Raw genomic sequence first — 20596 nt, 5'->3', positions numbered from 1 at the left:
GGCGGGTCCCGGCCCGGGCGGCCTGACGGCGGGGGCCGGTGATGGCCGGCGGTGAGGAGGGCCGGGCGGCACGGCCCGATGTGTCGCTCGGGGCCGGGCCCGGGGGCCTGATAGGGCATCAGATCGCGGGCTACCGCGTCGAGAGCGAGATCGGCCGGGGCGGCATGGCCGTCGTCTACCGTGCCACGGACCTCCGCCTGGACCGCACTGTCGCCCTCAAGCTCCTCGCACCGGAGCTCGCCCGCAACGACACCTTCCGCCGCCGCTTCAGCCATGAGTCGAGGGTGGCCGCCGCCATCGACCACCCCCACATCGTGCCGGTGTTCGAGGCCGGTGAGGTGGAGGGCGTCCTCTATATCGCCATGCGCTACGTCCCCGGCCAGGATCTGCGGGCCCTCCTCGACCGCGAGGGCCCGCTGTCCCTGCCCGTCACCGCCCGGATCGCCGGCCAGGTCGCCTCCGCCCTGGACGCCGCGCACGCCCACGACCTGGTCCACCGGGACGTCAAGCCCGGCAACATCCTCGTCGCCGAGGGCACCGACGCCGACCACCCCGAGCACGTCTACCTCACCGACTTCGGGCTCACGAAGAAGTCCCTGTCGCTGACCGGCTACACGAGGGTGGGCCAGTTCGTCGGCACGCTGGACTACGTCGCGCCGGAGCAGATCTCGGGCAAGCCGGTGGACGGGCGGTGCGACGTCTACAGCCTGGCCTGCGTCGTCTTCGAGATGCTGACGGGGGCGCCACCGTTCCGGCGCGAGGACGACATGGCGCTGCTGTGGGCCCATCAGTACGAGCCACCGCCACGGCTGTCGGAGCTGCTGCCGGGGCTGCCCACGGGCGTCGACGACGTCCTGGCTACGGCGCTGGCCAAGGCACCCGACGACCGTTTCGACAGCTGTCTGCGGTTCGTGACCGCGCTGCGGCGGACGGGGCGGGCGGGTCCGGCGCCGGAGGCGGCAGCGGCGCCGCCGCCTCCCCCGCCGGACTGGGCGGCGGTGGTCTTCCCCGGACCGCCCGGGCGGGGCGCGGGCTGAGGCGGCCGCGCACCGCCGGGGTCCGGGTCGGTGCCGGTCACTACCCTTGGCCGCCGCCGGGAATCGTGAACGGCAGCTGCTGGGAGTGGAAGGACGCGTCACCGTTGCCGACGGTGAATCCCGCGTCCGCGTGGGTCACATCGCGCGGGGCGGACCGGGCGACGGCGACCTTCAGCCGGTAGACGGCCGTCTCACCGGGGGCGAGCACGCGCTTCCCGCCGGTGGGCAGCAGGGCGGCGCTCATGCCCGGGTCGCAGCCGCCCGCGACCAGCGGGACGCGCACCCAGCCCCGGCCGGAACGGTACTGGGACAGCGTCAGGTCCTTGGGCGTCAGGGCGTGCGAGCCGCCCGCGCCGTAGGCGAAGTACGCGCCGCTCAGTGCGGGGTAGGCCCGGTCGGTGGTGTTCTTCACCATGACGGTGACGGCGCGCCCCGTCCCGCCGCGCCGCAGGGTGGCGTTCCGGTCCCAGCCGGTCACGGTGACCTTCGGCCGGGTGGCCTCGGCGGTACGGGCGGGGGCGCGGTAGGTGTGGCCCCGGCCGTCGTCGAGGGAGGCGGCGACCGTGAGGGTGCCGGGCCGGTCGAGGTCCTGGAGCCGCAGGGCGATGGCCACCGGGTGCTCGATGCTCGCGTCCGGCGCGGACACCGGGAAGGTGAGGACGCCGCGCGTGGGGAAGGAGCCGGAGCCCGGCTTGCTGTCCAGGTCGACCCAGCGGTGGGCGCGCGGCTCGTAGCGCTGCACCGTCAGGGAGTCGGTGCTGAAGCCCTTGCTGCTGACGTCCAGGCGGACCGTGCCCTTGGTGACGGGCGTGCGCAGGGTGACGCCGGAGTCCGACCAGAGCCCGATGGGCAGTTGGCCCGGCAGGCTGTACGCGAAGTTCTGCGCGGCGGTCCCGGTGAGGGCCGGCACCGGCGCCGGCTGGTGCGCCGCGGCCCACGCGGGCGCGGCGCTCACGGCGCCGGCCCGCTCCGCGCTGTCACAGCCGGGCCCGGCCGGGGCGGCGCCCCCGGCCGGCGTGGTGCCGGCGGCCTGGCCCGGCGCCGCCGCGCCCAGGACGAGCGCCAGCCCGGCGGCCAGCACCGCCGCCGTTCTGGCCGTGGCCTTCCGTGCCGCCGACGACCGCCGCTGCGCGACCTTGAATGTCATGTACCGCCCCCCGCGATGTGGGTGTGTATCCCGTGCTCGGCGTACGTGTGTACGCGTCCGGCCTCAGAGAGGGCCGTCCACAGCTGATGGTTCCCCACGAGGAACGGAAATCCCACGTTTTCCGTCAGTGGCCGCGCAGCTGCTCCATTTCGCGCCGGTCGCGCTTCGTCGGCCGGCCCGCGCCCCGGTCACGGACACCGGCGGGGGCGACGGCCTCGCGCGGCGGTGGCGGCGGGCTGTTGTCCTCGTAGCACTCGACGGCGACGGGCGCGCCGACGCGCTTGCGGATGAGCCGCTTGACGACCACGACCCGTTCGTGGCCCTCCTGCCGCAGCCGTACCTCGTCCCCGGGCTTCACGGTCTGGGCGGGCTTGGCCCGCTCGCCGTTGAGCCGGACGTGCCCGGCGCGGCAGGCCGTGGCGGCGATCGAACGTGTCTTGGTGAGCCGTACGGACCAGATCCAGGCGTCGATCCGTACCGCCCCTTCCGCTGTCTCCATGCCCGCAAGCCTAGGGGACCCCACCGACATGGCCGGTTACCGTCGGCGTTCCCCCGCCGGACCCCGGGAGTCCGTTGACTTCTGCACCTCCCCGTGGCACTGATGTCGTGTTCACCTCAACCCCCGCTCTTCGCAGCCGGCGGTGGCCGAAGAGGCCGCTCCCGGCCGGAAGGGAGCACGGCGATGAACACATCCATCGGCTCGGGAAACACGGTCACCGGCAACCGGCGTCGGCGGCGGGCCGCGGCCGCCGCGGCCTTCGTGGCCGCCCTCGCGAGCGCCGGCCTCGGCCTGGGCGCGCCGTCCGCCGCGGCGGACACCGTGTCCGTCAGCTACACCTGCACCGGCCCGGGCGCCCCCGGCGACGTCCAGTCGCTCCAGGTCACCGTGACCGCCCCGGCGAGCGTCCCGCAGGGCGGCACGGCGGACCTCACTCTTGAGGCCAGCACCCAGCTGAAGGTACCGATCAGCGTCCCCGCGCAGGCCGTCACCGGCGAGCTCGACCTCACCCTCGGCGGCGCCTCGTCCGGCACCGTGACGGCCACCGGCTTCACCAACCCCGACCCGGTGCCCAGCGGTTCGGGCGTGACCCTCACCGGCGGCACGGCCTCCGTCAAGCTCGACACCGCCGGCACCACGACCTTCACCCCCGGCACGGCGAAGGTGCACGTCTTCGGCGTGACGGTGGAGTGCGCGGTCTCCGGCAGCGCGCCCGTGGCGGCGAGCACACAGGTGACGGGAGGGTAGGCCGGCCCGCTGCTCCCACAGGGCCGTCAGGCAGCGCGTCCCCTCACGGGAATCGCCGCAAAAGCCTCACCCCGGCGGGGATTTCGCTGCCGGAGCGAGGCTGTCCGTCACTCCTCCTCCGCCAGGCGGGCGAGCAGGCCGAGCGCCTCGACGACCACGGCCTGCTCGCGCTCGTCCAGCCGCTCCGCCAGGGCCCGGGCGATCCAGCCCTCGCGCTCCCGGCGGACCTCCGCGAGCCGGACGCGGCCCTGGCCGGTGAGGGACATGATGGCCTGGCGGCGGTCGCTGGGGTGCGGGGAGCGCTCGACGAGGCCGGCTACCTCCAGGGCGGCGAGGGTCGCGCCCATCGACTGGGGGCGTACGCGCTCGGCGCGGGCCAGGGCCACGGTGGTGGCGGGCCCCTCGCGGTCGAGCCTGCTGAGGGCGGAGGCCTGGGACAGCGTCACGTCCGTGCCCTCGGAGGCCGCGCGCAGACGGCGCATCAACTGCCCTGTCAGCACACGGAGCCGGGCGGCCGCCTCGGCCAGTTCGGCGGACGGGGCGGGGGCGGCGGGGGGCTGCTCTCGGTCCTTCATCAAGCAAGGGTACCTTTCGACCGTGGGCCTCCGTCGACGGCTCATCCCGTCCGCTCCCGCCCGCGCGGCAGGTCGCGGTCCGCCAGGGTCGCCAGCAGCAGGACCACGCTCAGCGCGCCCAGGACGAGGGCGATGGCGTGGAGCCCGGACGTCGAGGCGCGGTCCCCGTAGAACAGGCCGATCAGGCTGGAGGCGGCGATGGCGCCCGTGTACTGCGCGGTACGGAAGAGACCGGCGGCGGTGCCCGTCTGCTCGGCGGGGGCCTGGGCGTACAGGGCGGTCTGATTGCCCACGGCGTTCAGGCCGTTGGGCAGCCCGAAGAGGGCGCCGAGGACGACGAGGAGCAGTACGGGGCTGTCCGGCCCGGCGCACAGCAGCACCCCGGTGGCCACCACCATCGCGCCGGTGCCCAGGAGCAGCGGTCCGCGCACCCGCTTGCGGCGCGAGCCCAGCCAGGAGGCCACGGCCGCCACCACCGACATCGGCAGCATCAGCAGTCCCGTGGTCGTCGTCGAGTGGCCCGCGGACTCCTCGAGCCACTGCGTATAGCCGTAGAGGACGCAGTAGAGGACGAGGAAGGCCGTGGCGTAGCGGACGTAGGTGCGCACCAGTGGGCGGTTGGCCGCGAGCATCCGCAGGTCGAGGAAGGGGCGGCGGGCCCTGAGCTCCCAGGCGACGAGTGCCGCCGCGAGCGCGCCGCCCAGTGCGAGCAGGGACCACCGGGGGTGGTCGAGGCGCATCAGGAAGAGCACGGCGGGCAGGGTGGTCCCGGCGAACAGGGTGGCGCCCAGCGGGTCGAGGGCCGTCCAGGCGGACTCCCGTTCGCCGGCCGGGCGCGGGGTGTCCTTGGGCAGCCAGGCCAGGGTGAGCAGGAGTCCCACCGCCGCGAGCGGGAGGTTGACGACGAAGATGGAGCGCCATCCGGCGAGCCCGGTCAGCAGTCCGCCGAGGGCCGGGCCGACCGCCGCGCTGGCGAGGCCGGCGATGGTGAGGGCGCCGAGGACGCCGCCCGGCGGTTCCCGCCGGAGGCGGGCGGACTGGGCGCGGATCATGGCCATGGCTGCGGGATAGGCGGCGGAGGTCCCCACCCCCAGGGCGACCCGGACCGCGATCAGCTGGCCCAGCGAGCCCGCCCGCAGCCCGGCGAGCCCGGCCAGGCCCACCAGGACCAGCCCGGCCGCGTAGACCCGGCGGGGGCCGAACCGGTCGGCGACCTTGCCCATCGCGGGCTGGGCGACGGCACTGGCCGCGTAGAGGCCGGAGACCAGCCAGGCGGTGCCGGCCGCACCCGTGCCGAGCGCGCGGCCGATGGGGACGAGGGCCGTGGAGATCATGGTCGAGTTGACCGGGTTGAGCATCGACCCGATGACGATCGGCGCCACGAAACGGGGGCCGAAGCCTATGGATCCGGGAGACCCGGACGAGGGAAGCGGCATAGGGCAAGGCTAGCTTTTTGGAAGCTTACCTTGCAAGGTTGGCTTTCTTTTTTGCGCCGGGAGCCGACGGTCACCGCTCCCTGCGGACGATCAGCAGCGCCGCGTCGTCCGTCAGCTCACCCCCCGTGTAATCCCGCAGATCGGCCATGATCCGGTCCGCCAGATGCCCCGGCGTCAGCTCGGGCAGCGCCGCCAGCCGCTCGCCCAGCGGATAGAAGCGCCCGGCGGCGTCACGGGCCTCCGTCACCCCGTCCGTGTAGAGCACGAGCGTGTCGCCGGGCACGAAGGGGGTGCGCAGGAGGTAGTACGGGCCGGGGTCCATCTGCCGCAGCGCCAGCGGCGGGTCGGGCGTGGGCGACTGGATCTCGGTGACCTCGCCCTCGCGCCACAGCAGCGGCGGCAGATGCCCGCAGTCGACCAGCTCCGCCGGGCCGCCCTGCACCGGCACCCCGAGGAGCACGGCCGTCACGAACTCCTCGCCGGCCCCGCGCCGGACGACGGTGGCGTCCAGCCGCCGCGCCACCTCGCCCAGGACCGGCTCGACCTGGGCGGCCTCCCGGAACGTGCCGAGGACGTCGGCGGCGGTCTCGACGGCGCCCAGCCCCTTGCCCCGTACGTCGCCGAGCAGCAGCCGCGTCCCGTACGGGGTGCCCAGCACCTCGTACAGATCGCCGCCCACGTGCGCCTCGGCCGCCGCCGAGGCGTAGCGCACGGCGATCCGCAGGCCGCCGATCCGCTCCGGCGCGGGGCGCAGCAGGGCGCGCTGGGCGGCCTCGGCGACCGAGCGGGTCTGGAGCAGCTGGCGCTCGCGGGTCGAGACGAGGACGACGTTGGCGGTGGAGACGCAGGTGATGGCCAGGATGGTGGCCCCGGCCGTGAGGTGGACGGACAGGGCGACGCCGGGGTCGGCCAGGGCCAGCGGGGCGACGAGCAGCAGCGCGATCAGCCCGGTCACGAGCGGGACGCGGGCACTGCGGGTGCCGAGACCGGCGAGCGCGGGCGCGGTGGCCAGCACCGGGGAGAAGGTCAGCGAGGGGTTGTCGGCGAGGTCCATCGCGACGGCGGCGACGAGCAGCGCGTAGGCCGCCGCGACGAGCGGGTGCACACCGCGGGGCAGCGCCGGGGCCGCCCCCGGCACATCGGGACCGGGGTCTCGCTTCATGGCTGCCTTCCACCCTAGGTGCCGGGCGGGGCGCCGCAACCGCACCGGCCGGGCGCCGCCCGCGCCGGACGGCCGCCCATGGCATAGACCGTCTTATGCCCAGAAAAAAGGACATTACTCCATAAAGGTGATCGCTGACCCGTTCGGCGGTGCGGCCCCGGGGCGGCGCTCGATGATGGGCCTGTGAGCGGCAAGGTGGTGACGCGCGACGTCCTGATCGTCGTGTACGACGGAGTGCAATTGCTGGACGTCGCGGGGCCCTTGGACGTCCTCGACCGGGCCGGCGGCGAGGCGGACGGCGGCTACCGGGTCCGGCTGGCCTCGCTGGGCGGCCGGCCCGTATCCACCTCCGCCGAGGCGCAGTTGGGCGTCTCGGCGGACCTGACCCGGATCCGCAAGCCGCCGGACACCCTGATGGTGGCCGGCGGACGGGGCTACGCCGCCGCCGCGTCGGACCGCGAACTGGTCCGGCACGTACGGCGGCTCGCCACCGGGGCGCGCCGGACGGGCTCGGTGTGCACGGGGGCGTTCGTGCTGGCCGAGGCCGGCCTCCTGGACGGGCGGCGGGCCACCACGCACTGGGCGTTCTGCTCCGAACTGGCCGCGGGCTACCCGGCCGTGTCGGTCGAGCCGGATTCCATCTTCGTCCGCGACGGGACGGTCGTGACCTCGGCCGGGGTAACGGCCGGGATCGACCTCACCCTGGCGCTGCTGGAGGACGACCTCGGCCCGGAGGCGGCCCGTGCCGTCGCCAAGTTCCTGGTCGTCTTCATACAGCGTCCCGGCGGGCAGTCCCAGTTCAGCACCTGGACGCGCGGCGACCCGCCGCGCGGGGGCGCCCTGCGCGACCTGGTCGAGGACATCGACGCCCACCCCTCGGGGGACCTGTCGGTACCCACGCTCGCCGGGCGCCTGGGCATGAGCCGGCGCCACTTCAGCAGGCTGTTCAGCCAGCAGGTGGGCACCAGCCCCGGCGCGTACGTCGAGCGGGCCCGGGTCGCCGCCGCGCGGGCCCTGCTGGAGAGCACGCCCGACAGCGTCGACACCATCGCGGGGCAGTGCGGCTTCGGCACGGTCGAGACGATGCGCCGCGCGTTCGTCCGCGAGACGGGGGTGTCCCCGGCCGCGTACCGCGACCGCTTCCGCCGGGCCTGATCCGGGCCTGATCCCCCTGCTCGGTGCCACCACCGGCCGTCGGGCCGTGCCGGCCGGCCCCATGGTGCAATGCACCAGTGAATTCGATGATCAATTCCGCTGGTCCCGCCGGTGGGACGGCTGTGGGCGGTCCCGGCGGCGATCTCCACCTCGAGCTGCCGGACGGCCCCGGCGGGCGGCGCGGCGCGCTGATACGGGCCCTGCGCGACGCCGTCCGCACGGGCCGGCTGGCGCCCGGCACCCGGCTCCCTCCCTACCGTTCCCTCGCCGCCGACCTGGGCGTGGCCCGCAACACCGTCGCCGACGCGTACGCCGAACTCGTCGCCGAGGGCTGGCTCACCGCCCGGCAGGGCTCCGGCACCCGCGTCGCCCACCGGGCGGAACCGCCCCGCGCCGAGCACCCCCGGCGCCCCATGGCCCTCACCCGGCCCCAGGGCCCCGTGCACAATCTGGTGCAGGGCACCCCCGACGCGGCCGCCTTCCCCCGCGCCGCGTGGGTCGCCGCCACCCGCCGCGCCCTGACCGCCGCGCCCAGCGAGGCCTTCGGCCCCGGCGACCCCCGGGGCCGCGTCGAGCTGCGCCGCGCCCTCGCCGACTACCTCGCCCGGGCACGCGGCGTGCGGACCGACCCCGAACGCATAGTCGTCTGCGCCGGCTTCGCGGGCGCCCTGCGGCTGCTGGGCCGGGTGCTGGAGGGGACGGTCGCCGTGGAGTCGTACGGGCTCGGCTTCCACCGCGGCCTCCTCACCGGGGCCGGGCTGCGGACGGCCACCCTCCCCATCGACGAACACGGCGCGCGCGTCGACCTGCTGCCCGCCACCGGCGCGAGCACGGCCCTGCTCACCCCCGCCCACCAGTTCCCGACCGGCGGGCCCCTCCACCCCGGGCGACGTGTCGCGCTCGTCGACTGGGCGCGGACGTCCGGCGGGCTGGTCCTGGAGGACGACTACGACGGCGAGTTCCGCTACGACCGCCACCCCGTCGGGGCCGTCCAGAGCCTCGACCCCGAGCGGGTCGTCTACCTCGGCACAGTCAGCAAGAGCCTCTCCCCCGCGCTGCGGGTGGGCTGGATGGTGCTGCCGGGGCACCTCGTGGACGCGGTGCTGGAGGCGAAGGGCGAACGGGAATCCTGGACGAGCGCCCTGGAGCAGCTGGCCCTCGCCGAGTTCATCACCTCGGGCGCCTACGACCGCCACGTCCGCCGGATGCGCCGCCACTACCGGCGGCGCCGCGACCGGCTCGTCGCGGCCCTCGCCGAGTCCGCCCCGCACGTCCGGGTCACCGGGATAGCGGCCGGGCTCCACGCGGTGCTGGAGCTCCCGCCGGGCACGGAACGGTCCGTCGTCCAGGCCGCCGCCCGGCAGGGGCTGGCCGTGGAGGGGCTCGGGAGCTACCGGTACGGGGAGGCGGCCGGGGTGCCGGGCGACGGCCTGGTCGTGGGGTACGGCACACCGCCCGAGCACACCTTCGCGGGGGCGCTGGAGGCGCTGTGCGGGGCGCTGCCACCGACGGACGGGGTACAGTAAACAGAACCCTTTGGTTCATGATGTTGCTCTGAAGGGTCCGAGGAACCGTATCGACCCGAGGAGCAACCATGACAACCGGCACCGTCGACACCGCCGACATCGGGGCCTGGCTCGAGGCCGTGGGCATCGACCCGGCCGTACGGGAGCTGCGCCCCGACTACCGGGCCCTGGTCGTCGTCGCGGAGGGCCTGGCCCCCGGCCCCGGCGACGACGTCAGCGAGAAGCTGCTCGCCGGGGCGGAGGAGACCGCCCGCGAGTGGCTCGCCCGCACGGCGCCCGAGGACCACCCCCACCTGGCCGCCTGGCGCGAGGCGTTCCGCGCCTTCGGCGCCAAGCCGCAGCGCACCCGCCCCAGCGCGGAGGCGCTGCTGCGCCGCGTGCCGGCGGGGCTGCCGCGGGTGGACCGGCTGACCGACATCTACAACGCGATCTCGGTCGCCCACGTCCTGCCGCTGGGCGGCGAGGACCTCGACCACTACCGGGGCCCGGCCCGGCTGGTCCGCGCCACGGGCGAGGAGCCGTTCGAGACGACGGGCGGCGGCGAGAGCGTGACCGAGCACTGCCCGCCCGGCGAGGTGGTCTGGCGCGACGACGCCGGCGTCACCTGCCGCCGCTGGAACTGGCGCCAGTGCGCCCGCACCCGCCTGACCCTCACCACCACGCGAGCCGTCTTCATCCTCGACGCCCTCGGCCCCCTGGACGACGAGGCACTGACGGCCGCCGGGGACGCACTGACGACGGCCCTCACGGACAGCAGCCCGGGGGCGAGGATGCTCTCGCGCCTGATCCGCTGAGCGCTGCTACCGCGCCCCGTAAGGGGCGCGGGACAGTGTCGATATGCGGCTCCGCCGCGCGGGCGCGACAAGCCTCCACCGGCCCGCGGCGGCCCCTCAGCGCCCGGCGGCGAGCCCACTCGCGATCCGGTCCGCGGCCTCCCGCAACAGCTCCCGGCACCGCCGGGACTCCGGTCGCACCGGATCCAGGGCATCGCGCGGGCCCATAAGGCTCAAGGCGCCAGCCACAGGCTCCGGCCCAGGACACCGCACCGCGATGGCCAGCGACGCCGTCCCGGCCCGAGCCGTATCCGTCGCGTAGACGAGACGCCCATCGCGCGGCGCGGCCAGCGCCCGGGCCAGCGCACCGGTCGCGGGGCGCACATCACCCGTCTCCAGGCGTTGCGGACTGTTGTCGGGGCGGAAGACGTGGTGGACGATCTGCGCCCCGTCCGGGTGCGCCACCGCCAGGCGGACGCTCATGCCGCTGTGCGCGGCCAGCTTGTCCGCCCAGTTCATGGCGGCGGCGCGCAGGTCGTTGCAGTCGGCGGCGGGCCCGCCGAGCGGTCCGGCCAGCCGGAAGGCGCCGTCCGGTTCCTGCCGGACCAGTCCTTCCGCCTCCAGGCTCCGCAGCAGGGCCGTGGCGTCGACGGGCGGGATGTCGAGGGTGTCGGTCAGCCGGCGCCCGGTGACGCCGTCCTCCGGATGCCGGTCCAGAAGCCGCAGCGCGGCGGCGGTCCGGCCGACGAGTGCTTGGTTCTGGTACATACCGCCCAGGCTAGGAGGGCCGGCGCGGCACCGGGTCGGCCGAATGGCCCATTCCGCGAGACTGCCGTCCGAGACTGCCGTCATGGATCTCCTGTCACTGCGATATTTCCGGGCCGTGGCCCGTCATCAGCACATCAGCCGGGCCGCCGAGGAACTCCGCGTCGCCCAGCCGTCACTGAGCCGGACCATCATCCGGCTTGAATCGGAGCTCGGCACTCCGCTCTTCGACCGCCAGGGCCGCCGGATACGGCTCAACGAGCACGGCGCGGCCTTCCTGCGCCGCGTCGAGCGGGCGCTGGCGGAACTCGACGACGCCCGGCGCGAGATCGCCGATGCCACCGGCGACGGGCCGGGGAGGGTCGCCGTCGCCGCCGAGACCCTGGTCCAGCTGGGCGGGGTGCTGGCCGCCTTCCGCGCGCGCCGCCCCGGGGTGGGGGTGCGCCTGTTCCAGGCGCCGCCGGACTCGATGCGGCGTCATCTGCGCTCCGGCGAGGTGGACTTCGCGGTCGCCTCCCAGCCGCTGGCCGGCCCCGGGCTGTGTGCGGTGGAGCTGGTGCGGGAGGAGGTACTGCTGGCCGTGCCACCCGGGCATCCGCTGGCCGGGCGGGAGCGCGTGACGGTGGCGGAGCTGGCGGACGAGGAGTTCGTCAGCACGCGCCCCGGCCACTGGCAGCGCGCCCTGCTGGAGCGGCTCTTCGCCCGCGAGGGGCTCACGCCGAGGGTGGTCTGCGAGGGCGACGAGGCCGCCGCCACCCCCGAGCTGATCGGCGCCGGACTGGGCCTCGGCCTCATGCCCGCCGTCGCGCGGCAGACCCTCGGCGGGCACAGCCCGGTGGCCTGGCTGCGGCTGGACGCGACGGACTGCCACCGGACGCTGACCCTCGTATGGCGCCGGGACGCCTACCTCTCCCCCGCCGCCGAGGACTTCCGCCGGCTGGCCATGGGTCCGGATCATGCCTCCGGAGCCATGAGTTCATGGCAGAACAGGTCATGGAAGGTATGAGGGGCTACCACTAGCGTCGAGTCCGTCCACCGGTTCCGACGAGGGAGACCAGCGATGAGCCAGCGAGACGACACCAAGGACGGCGGTTTCAGCAGCTACGTGGAGGCCGTCCTCGAGACCCTGTCCGAGGGGCCCGGACGGCCGGCCGTCACCACGGCCGAGGGGCGGGTGATCGGCGCGGGCGAGCTCCGGGACCAGGTGCTCCGGCTCGCCGGGGAGCTGGCGGAACGCGGGGTGGCCCGCGGCACCACGGTCACCCTGCTCACCGGCAACACCGCCGAGGCCGTCGTCGCCCGCTACGCCGCCAATCTGGCCGGCGCCCGGGTCGTCGGCCTCTACGAGGGCATGAGCCCTCCGGTCATGGCCCACATCATGGACAGCGTGGAGTGTTCCCTCCTCCTGGTGGACGACCGGCGGCACGACACCGCCGAGGAGCTGCTGAAGATCGCCGGCGTTCCCCCGGTGCTCTCCCTGGGACCGAGCGGCTTCGCCGAGGACGTCCTGGCCGTGGCCGCCCGTCGGCCCGCCCGGCCGATGGGCGGCCTGGTGGGCCCGGACGACGACTGGTGCGTCCGGCACACCGGCGGCACCACCGGCATCCCCAAGGGCATCCGTTCGTCCCATGGCTCGTACCGGAGCGGCGTGGACCACCGGTTCGCCGACGCCGGTGACCCGCAACGCTTCCTGGCGTGCACCGCGCTCGCCCATCTCGCCGGGCTCTTCGTCGACATGGCGCTCCGTCAGGGCGGCTCGGTGGTCCTGCGTGACGGCTTCGAGCCCGGGGACGTGCTGGCCACGATCGAACGGGAGCGCGTCACCCACACCTGGCTGCTGCCGCCGATGCTCTACCGGCTGCTGGACCACCCGGACCTGCCCGGCACCGATCTGTCCAGCCTGAGCCGGATCTCCTACGGCGGCACCGCCGCCTCGGCGGCCAGGCTGCGGCAGGCGGCCGACGTCCTGGGGCCCGTGCTCTACGGCCTGTACGGGCAGGCCGAGGCGCAGCACATCACCGAGGCGGGCCCCGCGGAGCAGAAGGTGACCGGCAGCGGCGGGCAGCTCACGGTCGGCCGGGCCGTGCCCGGTGTGGAGATCGCCATCCGGGACGCCGAGGGCACCACCCTGTCGCCCGGGGAGCGGGGCGAGGTGCAGGTGCGCACGCCCCATGTGATGTCCGGCTACTGGAAGCAGCCGGAGCTGACCGCCGAGGTGCTGCGGGACGGCTGGGTGCACACCGGCGACGTCGGCTATCTCGACGAGGACGGCTACCTCTACATCGTGGACCGGATCAAGGACATGATCGTGGTGGTCGGGGGTCACGTCTATCCGACGGAGCTGGAGGAGTTGCTGCTGAGCCACCCCGCCGTCGCCCGGTGCGCGGTGTTCGGCAGCCGGGACGAGGAGTCGGTGGAGCACGTCCACGCGGCCGTGGTGCCGGCCGCCGGGCAGCGGCCCTCGCTGGAGGAGATCCGGGACTTCGTCACCGCCCGCAAGGGGCGCCTCTACGCCCCCGGCGCCCTGCACCTGGTGTCCGACATTCCGCTGACGGCGGCGGGCAAGCCGGACAAGCGGCTGCTGCGGGAGCGGCTCGCGGGCTGAGACGCGCCGGTGTCCGGCTCAGGCCGTCAGCGGCTGTTCCTCCATCGGGTCCAGGTCCGCGACGCAGGCGCCGGCCAGGGCGTCCATGGACAGTCCCAGCGCGTTCGCCAGCGCCGAGATCGTGAAGAACGCCGGTGTCGGCGCCCGGCCGGTCTCGATCTTCCGCAGGGTCTCGGAGGACAGCCCGGCGCGGGCCGCCACCTCCACCATGCTGCGTTCGCCACGGGCCTCGCGCAGCAGCTCGCCCAGCCGCTCGCCGCGCTGCCGTTCCCAAGGGGTCAGAGGAGTCCTCACCATGCCCACGATCGTAGTGGGCGTGATACTAATACCGGTATAAGAATTGGTTATCTGGGTGGGGAGTCGATCACCATGGTGGAGTTGAAGACGGACACGGCCTTGGAGGCCATGCGGGAGGCGGGTCGCGTCGTGGCGCACGCGCTCGCCGCCGTCGAGGAGGCGGCGGCCGTGGGGGTGAGCCTGCGCGAGCTGGACGGGGTGGCCCGTGACGTCCTGGAGAAGGCCGGGGCCCGCTCACCCTTCCTCGGCTACCACCCGTCCTTCGCGCCCACGCCCTTCCCGGCGGTGATCTGCGCGTCGGTCAACGACGCCATCGTCCACGGCGTGCCCGACGACTACCGGCTGCGCGACGGCGACCTCGTCAGCGTCGACTGCGGCGCGGTACTGGACGGCTGGACCGGCGACGCGGCCGTCAGCTTCACCGTCGGCACGCCCCGGCCGGGCGACCTCGAGCTGATGGAGACGACCCGGCGCGCCCTCGACGCGGGCATCGCCGCCGCCACCGTGGGCCACCGCATCGGTGACATCTCCCACGCCATCGGCGCCGTCGCCCGGGCCGCCCGGCTGGGAATGCCCGCCGACTTCGGCGGGCACGGCATCGGTCGCCAGATGCACGAGGAGCCGCACGTCCCCAACCGGGGCCGGGCCGGGCGCGGCCTCCCGCTGCGCCACGGGCTGGTCCTGGCGATCGAGCCGATGCTCATCGCGGGCGGCCGCGACGACTACGTCGCGGCCGCCGACGGCTGGACGCTGTGCACGGCCGACGGCAGCCGCGCCGCCCACTTCGAGCACACCGTCGCCATCACGGACGACGGACCGCGCGTCCTGACCCTCCCGTGACGCGCTCCCGGGGGAAGACGCGCCTGCGCCTTCCCCCGGGAGCCACGACGACTTCCTCTACTTCTACTTCTTCGCCACGATCTCGACGAGGGTGAAGTCGCGGTTCTGGTCGTCGGCGGTCTTGCCGATCGGCTTCCAGCGGTTCTTGTCCAGCTCGAAGGACTTCTGCTCGGCGCCGGTCACCATGCTGACGTTCACGTTGTAGTCGTTGCCCATGCCGCCCACGACGCGGGGGATCTCCAGGCTCAGGTAGCCGGACGCGCCGGTGACGCGGAAGCAGAACCGGCCCTGGCCGACCTTGTCGGTCTGCTTCATGCCCTGGGCCATGATCTCGATCAGGCCGGGCTCGCTGTCGCAGGTGGCCAGCATGAGGTGGCCGTCGCCGCTCTTCAGCTTGATGCCGCGCTCCTGGAAGACCTTGTCGGCGTTCGGGTACTCGAAGTCCTCGACGTTGGAGGGCGGCATCTCGTCGGCCACGGCCGTGGCGGCGCCGGTCAGCACGGTGGCGGCCACGACGGCGCCGGCGGCGAGCGTACGGGTGAACAGACGCATGGATTCGGTTCCTTGCTTTTCGGTCGGCGATGCGATGGGTGAAGCCGTGCCGCGACTGCGTGCACGGACGCAGGCCCGCCCGGCAAGGAACCGGAAAGTTCGGTCGTACCCCCCAGTGGCGGGCGGCCGTCAGCTGTCTGACGAACCGTCCGCATTCCCCCGTGCTCGGACTGGCGAGCGAGCTATTGATATCACCCGGGTCGCTTGTCCCGGAAGTCGGTCCGGTGCCCGTCCTCCCTCTCTGACCTGCTCTGACGCCGTGTGTCATCTCCTCGGCCCTTTATGGAACTTGAGGCTCCACATCCGTATCGAACCATGTCGGCCGGTTCGCTTACGATCATGCGCTGTGCGCCGAGGTGACCGCTGCGCACCCGACAGGCCGGGTATGGCCTGCCAACTTTCGAGGGGATATGACCGACAAGAGACCGATAGCGGGTCCGTCGCGCGGGGGGACCATGCGCACGAGACTCATCGCTGTCGCCGCACTGACCCTGGCCGCCACCGTCTTCGGGACCACCGTGGCGGGCGCCGTTCCCGCCACTCCCGACGGGCCGCCGCTGCCGGAGAACGCCCGGGCCCAGGTCGTCGAGGCCTGGAGCGCCGGCGGTTCGGCGACGAAGGACGCCGCGGAGAAGGCGCTCCTCGGCTCCGACGGGGACATCGCCACGTTCCTCCGCTCCGGGCAGGACCGGGCCCGGGCCGAGGACGAGCGCTTCGCCGTGCTCAAGATGCTGAGCTCCTCGGGCGACAGCGTCCGCGCGGCCGCCTCCAAGGCCCTCAACGGTTCCGACGCGGACATCCACGAGTTCGTGAAGTCCGGGTACAAGGATCCGCTGGAGGAGGACCAGCGCGCCGCCGTCCTCATGGCGATGAACAACGCCGGGGACGAGGTCCGCGACGCGGGCGACCAGGTGCTCAAGAAGAACACCGCCGACGCCCTGGAGGCGTTCCTCCGCACGGGCCTGCCCGAGGCCCAGGAAGAGGACGACCGCTTCCAGGTCCTGAAGGTCATGAACAACGCCGGGCCGGAGGTGAAGAAGCTCGGCGACCGCGCCCTGAAGGGTTCGCCCGAGGACCGCCGGGAGTTCCTCGAGACCGGTCAGCACGTGGGCCGGGCCCGGGACCAGGAGAGCCTGACCGTCTCCCAGCTCGCCCAGGTCGCCGAGGACGCGGGCAAGCGCGCCAAGGCCGAGACCGAGGCGGCCAAGGAGGCCGGCAAGCGGGCCGAGGACGCGGCCGAGAAGGCCAAGGAGGCCGCGCAGAAGGCCGCCGCGGAGACCGAGGCGGCCAAGGACGACCTCCAGAAGGCGGGCGAGTCCGCCAACCGCGCCGCCGCGGCGGCCGAGGGCGCCGCCGACGCCGCGCGGACGGCCATCTCCGCGTCGAACACCGCGGTGTCCGCCGCGCGGACGGCCGCGAACGCCGCCCAGGCCGCCGCCTCGGCCGCGGCCGCCGCCGGCCGGGCCGCCGCCCGCGCCTACTCCGCCGCCTCCGCCGCCGCCGGGAACGCGGGCGAGGCCGCCGCGGCCCGGCAGGCCGCCCAGGCCGCGCGGAACGCCGCCGCCGGTGCCCGTACCGCCGCGAAGGCCGCCGCCGACGCCGCCGACGCCAGCGCCAGCGCGGGCCGTTCGGGCGCCGCCGCCGCGCGCGCCGCGCGGAACGCCGCCGCCGCGGCCGACGCCGCCGCGAGCGCCGGCAGCGCCGCCGGTCAGGCGAGCGCCCAGGCCCGCCGGGCCCGTGAGGCCGCCAACACCGCCCGGGGCGCCGCCGCCGCGGCGACGGAGGCGTCCGACCGGGCGCAGTCGCTCGCGGCCCGCGCCGCCGACGCCGCCAACGACGCCCACACCTACGCCAACGGCGCCGCCGACCACGCGGAGAAGGCCGCCCAGGCGGCCGACGAGGCCGCCGCGCAGGCCGGCCAGTCCCAGGACTGGGCGGACAAGGCCACCGCGCACGCCAACGCCGCCGCCGAGGCCGCGAAGACCGCGTCCGGCGCGGTGGCGCAGGCGCAGAAGACCGAGCAGCTCGCCCGCGACGCGGAGAAGGCCCAGCTCGACGCGGACACGCAGGCCGGCATCGAGGACGCCAAGGCCCGCAAGAAGGCCGAGCAGGACGCGCGCGGCCAGGTGAACGCGCAGCAGAAGCAGGCCGACGCCGTCGACGGGACGACCAAGGACCTGCTGGCCAAGGCCGCCGCGGGCAAGGACACCAAGTCCGCCGCCCAGCTGGGCCGCAAGGCCGCCGTCAACCTGCTGCGGAGCACCGGCACCTGGACGCGCGAGGCCAGTGAGACCGCGCTCTCGGGTACGGACAGCGACGTCGTCACCTGGGTGAAGACGGAGTACCAGCGGGCCCGGCAGCTGGACAACCGGGACCAGGCCGTCTTCCTCGCCAAGGTCGGCGGGCCCACGCTCGCCGAGGCGGCCCAGAAGGCGCTGGAGAGCAAAGACCCCGGCCAGGTGGAGAAGTTCCTCGACGAGGGCGCGTACGACGTCCAGGCCGAGGACTACCGGGTCCAGGTCCTCAAGCTGATGAACGGCGCGGGCGACGCCGTCAAGGACGCGGGCAGCGCGGCCATCAAGGACGGCGGCGTCAAGGCCCTGCACGCCTTCCTCCTCAACGGCTACCAGGACGCCCTCGAAGAGGACGACCGGGTCCGCACCCTCACCATCATGAACAACGGCGGCGCGGCCGTGAAGGCGGCCGCCCAGGTCGCGATGGCCGGACCCGCCTCCATGCAGCACGACTTCGTGACGCGGGTCCAGTACAAGGCCGCCCAGATGGACGCCGACACGGCCACCCACGTGGCCTCCGTGCGGTCGCTGATCGCGGGCGCCGCCCAGGCGGCCGCCACGGCGAACGAGAACGCCGCCCTCGCCTCCGAGGTCGCGGCGAGGGCCCGGGACAAGGCCCAGGAGGCCGGCGAGTGGGCCGGCAAGGCCAGGTCCTCGGCCGACGAGGCCAAGGGCTACGCCGCCGAGGCGCAGAAGAAGGCCCAGGAGGCCGACACCTCGGCGGCGTCCGCCGCGAGCTCCGCGCAGAAGGCCAAGGACGCCGCGTCGACCGCCCAGCGGGCCTCCCGCCAGGCCAACTACTCGGCCAACCAGGCCACGAACTCGGCCCAGCAGGCGGCCGCCTCGGCCGCCAACGCGGCGGCGTCGGCGGCCAGCGCCCGCCAGTCGGCCGCGAGCGCCGGCAGGGACGCCGCGGCGGCATCCGCCGCCGCGTCCGAGGCCAAGGGCATCGCCGCCGCGAAGTACCAGGCGGAGCAGGCGGCGGCCGCCGCCAAGGCCGCCCAGGAGGCCCGCGAGAACACCGCCAAGGGCGTCGACCCGGCCGACACCCCCGCGAACGACCTCGTGCTCGCGAGCGCCGTCGCCCCCGCCCCGAACGGGAGCGGCGACGACCACGAGACGGCCCGGAGGTGGTCGAACTACCTCCGCACCGTGAGCGGCGTCTCCGGATTCCTCGCGAGCTGGCTTTCGAAGGTCCCGAAGGGCATTCCCTACGTCAGTCAGGCCGCGACGATCGCCGCGGGCATCACCAAGGGCATCTCGATGGTGTCGGGAGCGGCCAGCGGATTCCTCTTCTACTACTCCACGGGACGCCTCGACGACGCCCTCCACAGCGCCGGCAGCGCCCTCAACGAGTACATGCACGGGCACACCGGCCCGGGCGCGAGCCCCGGAGCCCGCGCCCTGGGCATCGTCACCCGTAAGACGAACGAGCTCGTCGACAGCGTGAAGTCCGGCTTCAGACGACTCTTCGACTGACCATTCCTCAAGACACACAGCCGTGGGGCCCACCATGTGGGCCCCACGGTCCTATCCCGGGGCACTCCATGCACTCTCCTTCGTTCCCCCTGTCCGTCTGGTGGATCGTCTCCGCCGTCGCGACAGTGGTCTACATCGCCTTCTACGCCGTCCTGCTCCCGGACCGGCGGCTCACCGTCCGGCTGTGCACCGCGCCGGCCTGGATGGCGGCGGCCGCGGCCGTGCTCGCCCTGATCCGGTGGCTGGACGCGCAGCAGGCGCTCGCCTGCTACAGCGCCGCGCTGCTGGCGCTCGTCCTCGCCCTCGCGGGCCGCCGGAAGGCGATCAGGCAGGCGATCCTCGACGGCGCCGGCCGCCCCGGTGTGGAACCGCCGAAGCCGACGCCCGGCATGTACGCGCAGTTCCTCGGTGCGTGCGCGGGCGCGATCGTGCTCGCCGCCTGGTTCTCCGCGTAAGACTGCCGCGTAAGACTGCCGCGTAAGACTTTCGTCATCGGAAATCCGGATCCCCGGCCCGCCTCCCCGCCGTTTTCCCCTGTGAGAACGGAACGGCTTCGGGAGGCGGAAAAATGGGACGCGTACGGCGACTGCTGAGCAAGAAGGTGGTCATCGGCCTGCTGGCCGTCGGATTCGTGCTGGCCGGCGCGGGGACGTACTGGTTCCAGCCGTGGAAGCTCTGGGTGAGCGAGACCGTGCGCGAGGCCGCGCCGACCGCCGCCGGGGACGGGCGTGGCGAGGCGCCGCGCACGCTGGCGACCGGCCGGCTGATCAGCCATGAGCACACGACGAGCGGCACCGTGCGGATCCTGCGGCTGCCCGACGGCTCGCGCACGCTGCGCCTGGAGAACCTCGACACCAGCAACGGCCCGGACCTGCGCGTCCTGATCACCGACGCCCCGGTGAAGGAGGGCCGGGCCGGGTGGTTCGTCTTCGACAAGGGCGCCCACGTTAGCCTCGGCAAGCTCAAGGGCAACAAGGGCGACCAGAACTACGCCCTGCCCGCCGGCCTCGACCTCAATCGCTATACCAGCGTGAGCATCTGGTGCGACCGCTTCGACGTCTCCTTCGGCGCCGCCGCCCTGACCCGCGCGTGAGCACGCATTTCCGCGCCCCCGCCCGGGCAGGGTGAGAGGGCGAACGGGAAAAGGGAGGTGCCCATGGGGCGGAGCGGGCGGGCCGGGCAGGACGCGGCGCGCAATGTGGTGATCGTGGGGGCCGGGGTCGCGGGAACCAGCGTGTTCCTGTGCCTGGTGCGCGCGCTCGGCCGGGGGAACGCCGGGCGGGTGCGGTCCATCCGGATCGTCGACCCCAACCCCGTCGGCCGGGGCCTCGCCTTCGGCGACACCGACCCGCTGCTGCTGTGCAACAGCGCCGCCGAGGTCAACTCCCTCCTCGCCGACGAGCCCGCCGACTTCGTCGCGTACCTGCGGCGGCGCGGCCGGCCCGTCGACCCGCGCGACTGCGTGCCCCGGGCCTGGATGGCCGAGTACTGCCGGGACCGCTTCGACGAAGCCCGCAAGGCCGCCGAGGCCCTGGGCGTCGAGGTCGCCCACGTACCGGCGGCGGTCGAGTCGATCGCGCCGGACGCGATCCGGCTGAGCACGGGCCGGGAGCTGCGCGCCGACGCCGTCGTCGTCTGCACGGGCGTCGCCCGCCCCCGCGTCCCGGACGGCTTCGCCGCCTTCACCGGGCACCCCCGCTACTCCCC

The 20596-nt window shown here is 74.4% G+C and carries 19 protein-coding genes and 1 pseudogene; 12 read left to right on the top strand and 8 right to left on the bottom strand.

What is annotated here, in order from left to right; translation table 11 throughout:
* The first annotated feature begins 41 nt into the window (after positions 1–41).
* Entirely contained in the window at positions 42–1037 is a 996-nt protein-coding gene (locus tag K6I33_RS13150) for a serine/threonine-protein kinase (RefSeq protein WP_229351232.1), read from the top strand.
* Positions 1038–1077: 40 nt separating this feature from the next.
* Here K6I33_RS13150 and K6I33_RS13145 read toward each other — a convergent pair whose 3' ends face one another.
* A complete protein-coding gene (locus tag K6I33_RS13145) occupies positions 1078–2184 on the bottom strand; it encodes a hypothetical protein (protein ID WP_229351230.1) in 1107 nt (368 codons plus the stop codon).
* Between the two features lie 124 nt (positions 2185–2308).
* Positions 2309–2665: pseudogene (locus tag K6I33_RS13140) on the bottom strand (RNA-binding S4 domain-containing protein); the annotation flags it as partial.
* A gap of 201 nt (positions 2666–2866) precedes the next feature.
* Between K6I33_RS13140 and K6I33_RS13135 the strand changes: the two are divergent.
* Complete coding sequence (locus tag K6I33_RS13135; RefSeq protein WP_229351226.1) at positions 2867–3430, top strand: hypothetical protein; 564 nt, start codon at positions 2867–2869, stop codon at positions 3428–3430.
* Between the two features lie 107 nt (positions 3431–3537).
* On the opposite strand, the gene K6I33_RS13130 is transcribed toward K6I33_RS13135, so the two are convergent.
* The 3 genes from K6I33_RS13130 to K6I33_RS13120 all read right to left on the bottom strand — a co-directional run bounded on the left by K6I33_RS13130 (position 3538) and on the right by K6I33_RS13120 (position 6603).
* Positions 3538–4005, bottom strand: a complete 468-nt coding sequence (locus K6I33_RS13130; RefSeq protein WP_229351224.1) for a MarR family winged helix-turn-helix transcriptional regulator — start codon at positions 4003–4005, stop codon at positions 3538–3540.
* 41 nt (positions 4006–4046) lie between these two features.
* Entirely contained in the window at positions 4047–5441 is a 1395-nt protein-coding gene (locus K6I33_RS13125; protein WP_229351222.1) for an MFS transporter, read from the bottom strand.
* Positions 5442–5511: 70 nt separating this feature from the next.
* Positions 5512–6603 (bottom strand): PP2C family protein-serine/threonine phosphatase, encoded by a 1092-nt coding sequence (locus K6I33_RS13120; protein ID WP_229351220.1) that lies wholly within the window; start codon positions 6601–6603, stop codon positions 5512–5514.
* 183 nt (positions 6604–6786) lie between these two features.
* Here K6I33_RS13120 and K6I33_RS13115 point away from each other — a divergent pair, with 183 nt between their 5' ends.
* The 3 genes from K6I33_RS13115 to K6I33_RS13105 all read left to right on the top strand — a co-directional run bounded on the left by K6I33_RS13115 (position 6787) and on the right by K6I33_RS13105 (position 10078).
* Complete coding sequence (locus K6I33_RS13115; protein WP_229351218.1) at positions 6787–7758, top strand: GlxA family transcriptional regulator; 972 nt, start codon at positions 6787–6789, stop codon at positions 7756–7758.
* An 86-nt stretch (positions 7759–7844) separates the two neighbouring features.
* Positions 7845–9284, top strand: coding sequence for a PLP-dependent aminotransferase family protein (locus K6I33_RS13110; RefSeq protein ID WP_229351216.1), 1440 nt, complete (start codon positions 7845–7847; stop codon positions 9282–9284).
* Between the two features lie 68 nt (positions 9285–9352).
* Complete coding sequence (locus K6I33_RS13105) at positions 9353–10078, top strand: B3/4 domain-containing protein (protein WP_229351213.1); 726 nt, start codon at positions 9353–9355, stop codon at positions 10076–10078.
* 96 nt (positions 10079–10174) lie between these two features.
* Here the strand turns inward: K6I33_RS13105 and K6I33_RS13100 are convergent, their stop codons facing one another.
* Positions 10175–10825 carry a MarR family transcriptional regulator gene (locus K6I33_RS13100; protein WP_229351211.1) on the bottom strand — a complete coding sequence of 217 codons (651 nt, stop codon included), beginning with the start codon at positions 10823–10825 and terminating at the stop codon, positions 10175–10177.
* A gap of 82 nt (positions 10826–10907) precedes the next feature.
* Here K6I33_RS13100 and K6I33_RS13095 point away from each other — a divergent pair, with 82 nt between their 5' ends.
* Both K6I33_RS13095 and K6I33_RS13090 read left to right on the top strand, forming a co-directional pair.
* Entirely contained in the window at positions 10908–11828 is a 921-nt protein-coding gene (locus K6I33_RS13095; protein WP_229351209.1) for a LysR family transcriptional regulator, read from the top strand.
* Positions 11829–11882: 54 nt separating this feature from the next.
* Positions 11883–13427, top strand: a complete 1545-nt coding sequence (locus K6I33_RS13090; RefSeq protein WP_229351207.1) for an AMP-binding protein — start codon at positions 11883–11885, stop codon at positions 13425–13427.
* An 18-nt stretch (positions 13428–13445) separates the two neighbouring features.
* Here K6I33_RS13090 and K6I33_RS13085 read toward each other — a convergent pair whose 3' ends face one another.
* The gene (locus K6I33_RS13085; RefSeq protein ID WP_229351205.1) at positions 13446–13724 is read right to left on the bottom strand and encodes a helix-turn-helix domain-containing protein; all 279 of its coding nucleotides are present in this window, start codon (positions 13722–13724) and stop codon (positions 13446–13448) included.
* Between the two features lie 72 nt (positions 13725–13796).
* On the opposite strand from K6I33_RS13085, the gene map reads away from it, so the two are divergent.
* On the top strand, positions 13797–14564 hold the full coding sequence (gene map, locus K6I33_RS13080; RefSeq protein WP_229351203.1) for a type I methionyl aminopeptidase: 768 nt from the start codon (positions 13797–13799) through the stop codon (positions 14562–14564).
* Between the two features lie 63 nt (positions 14565–14627).
* On the opposite strand, the gene K6I33_RS13075 is transcribed toward map, so the two are convergent.
* Complete coding sequence (locus tag K6I33_RS13075; RefSeq protein WP_229351201.1) at positions 14628–15116, bottom strand: hypothetical protein; 489 nt, start codon at positions 15114–15116, stop codon at positions 14628–14630.
* 455 nt (positions 15117–15571) lie between these two features.
* Here K6I33_RS13075 and K6I33_RS13070 point away from each other — a divergent pair, with 455 nt between their 5' ends.
* From K6I33_RS13070 to K6I33_RS13055, 4 genes are all read left to right on the top strand, one after another.
* A complete protein-coding gene (locus tag K6I33_RS13070; RefSeq protein ID WP_229351199.1) occupies positions 15572–18889 on the top strand; it encodes an ALF repeat-containing protein in 3318 nt (1105 codons plus the stop codon).
* A gap of 68 nt (positions 18890–18957) precedes the next feature.
* Positions 18958–19344 (top strand): hypothetical protein, encoded by a 387-nt coding sequence (locus K6I33_RS13065; RefSeq protein ID WP_229351197.1) that lies wholly within the window; start codon positions 18958–18960, stop codon positions 19342–19344.
* Between the two features lie 113 nt (positions 19345–19457).
* A complete protein-coding gene (locus tag K6I33_RS13060) occupies positions 19458–19982 on the top strand; it encodes a DM13 domain-containing protein (protein WP_229351195.1) in 525 nt (174 codons plus the stop codon).
* A gap of 63 nt (positions 19983–20045) precedes the next feature.
* The coding region (locus K6I33_RS13055; RefSeq protein ID WP_229351193.1) for an FAD/NAD(P)-binding protein at positions 20046–20596 on the top strand (551 nt) is incomplete at its 3' end.

Source organism: Streptomyces sp. UNOB3_S3 (assembly GCF_020740895.1).
Classification (GTDB): domain Bacteria; phylum Actinomycetota; class Actinomycetes; order Streptomycetales; family Streptomycetaceae; genus Streptomyces.
The sequence above is the reverse complement of the archived record's forward strand: the minus strand, read 5'-3'. Positions and strand labels throughout refer to the sequence as shown.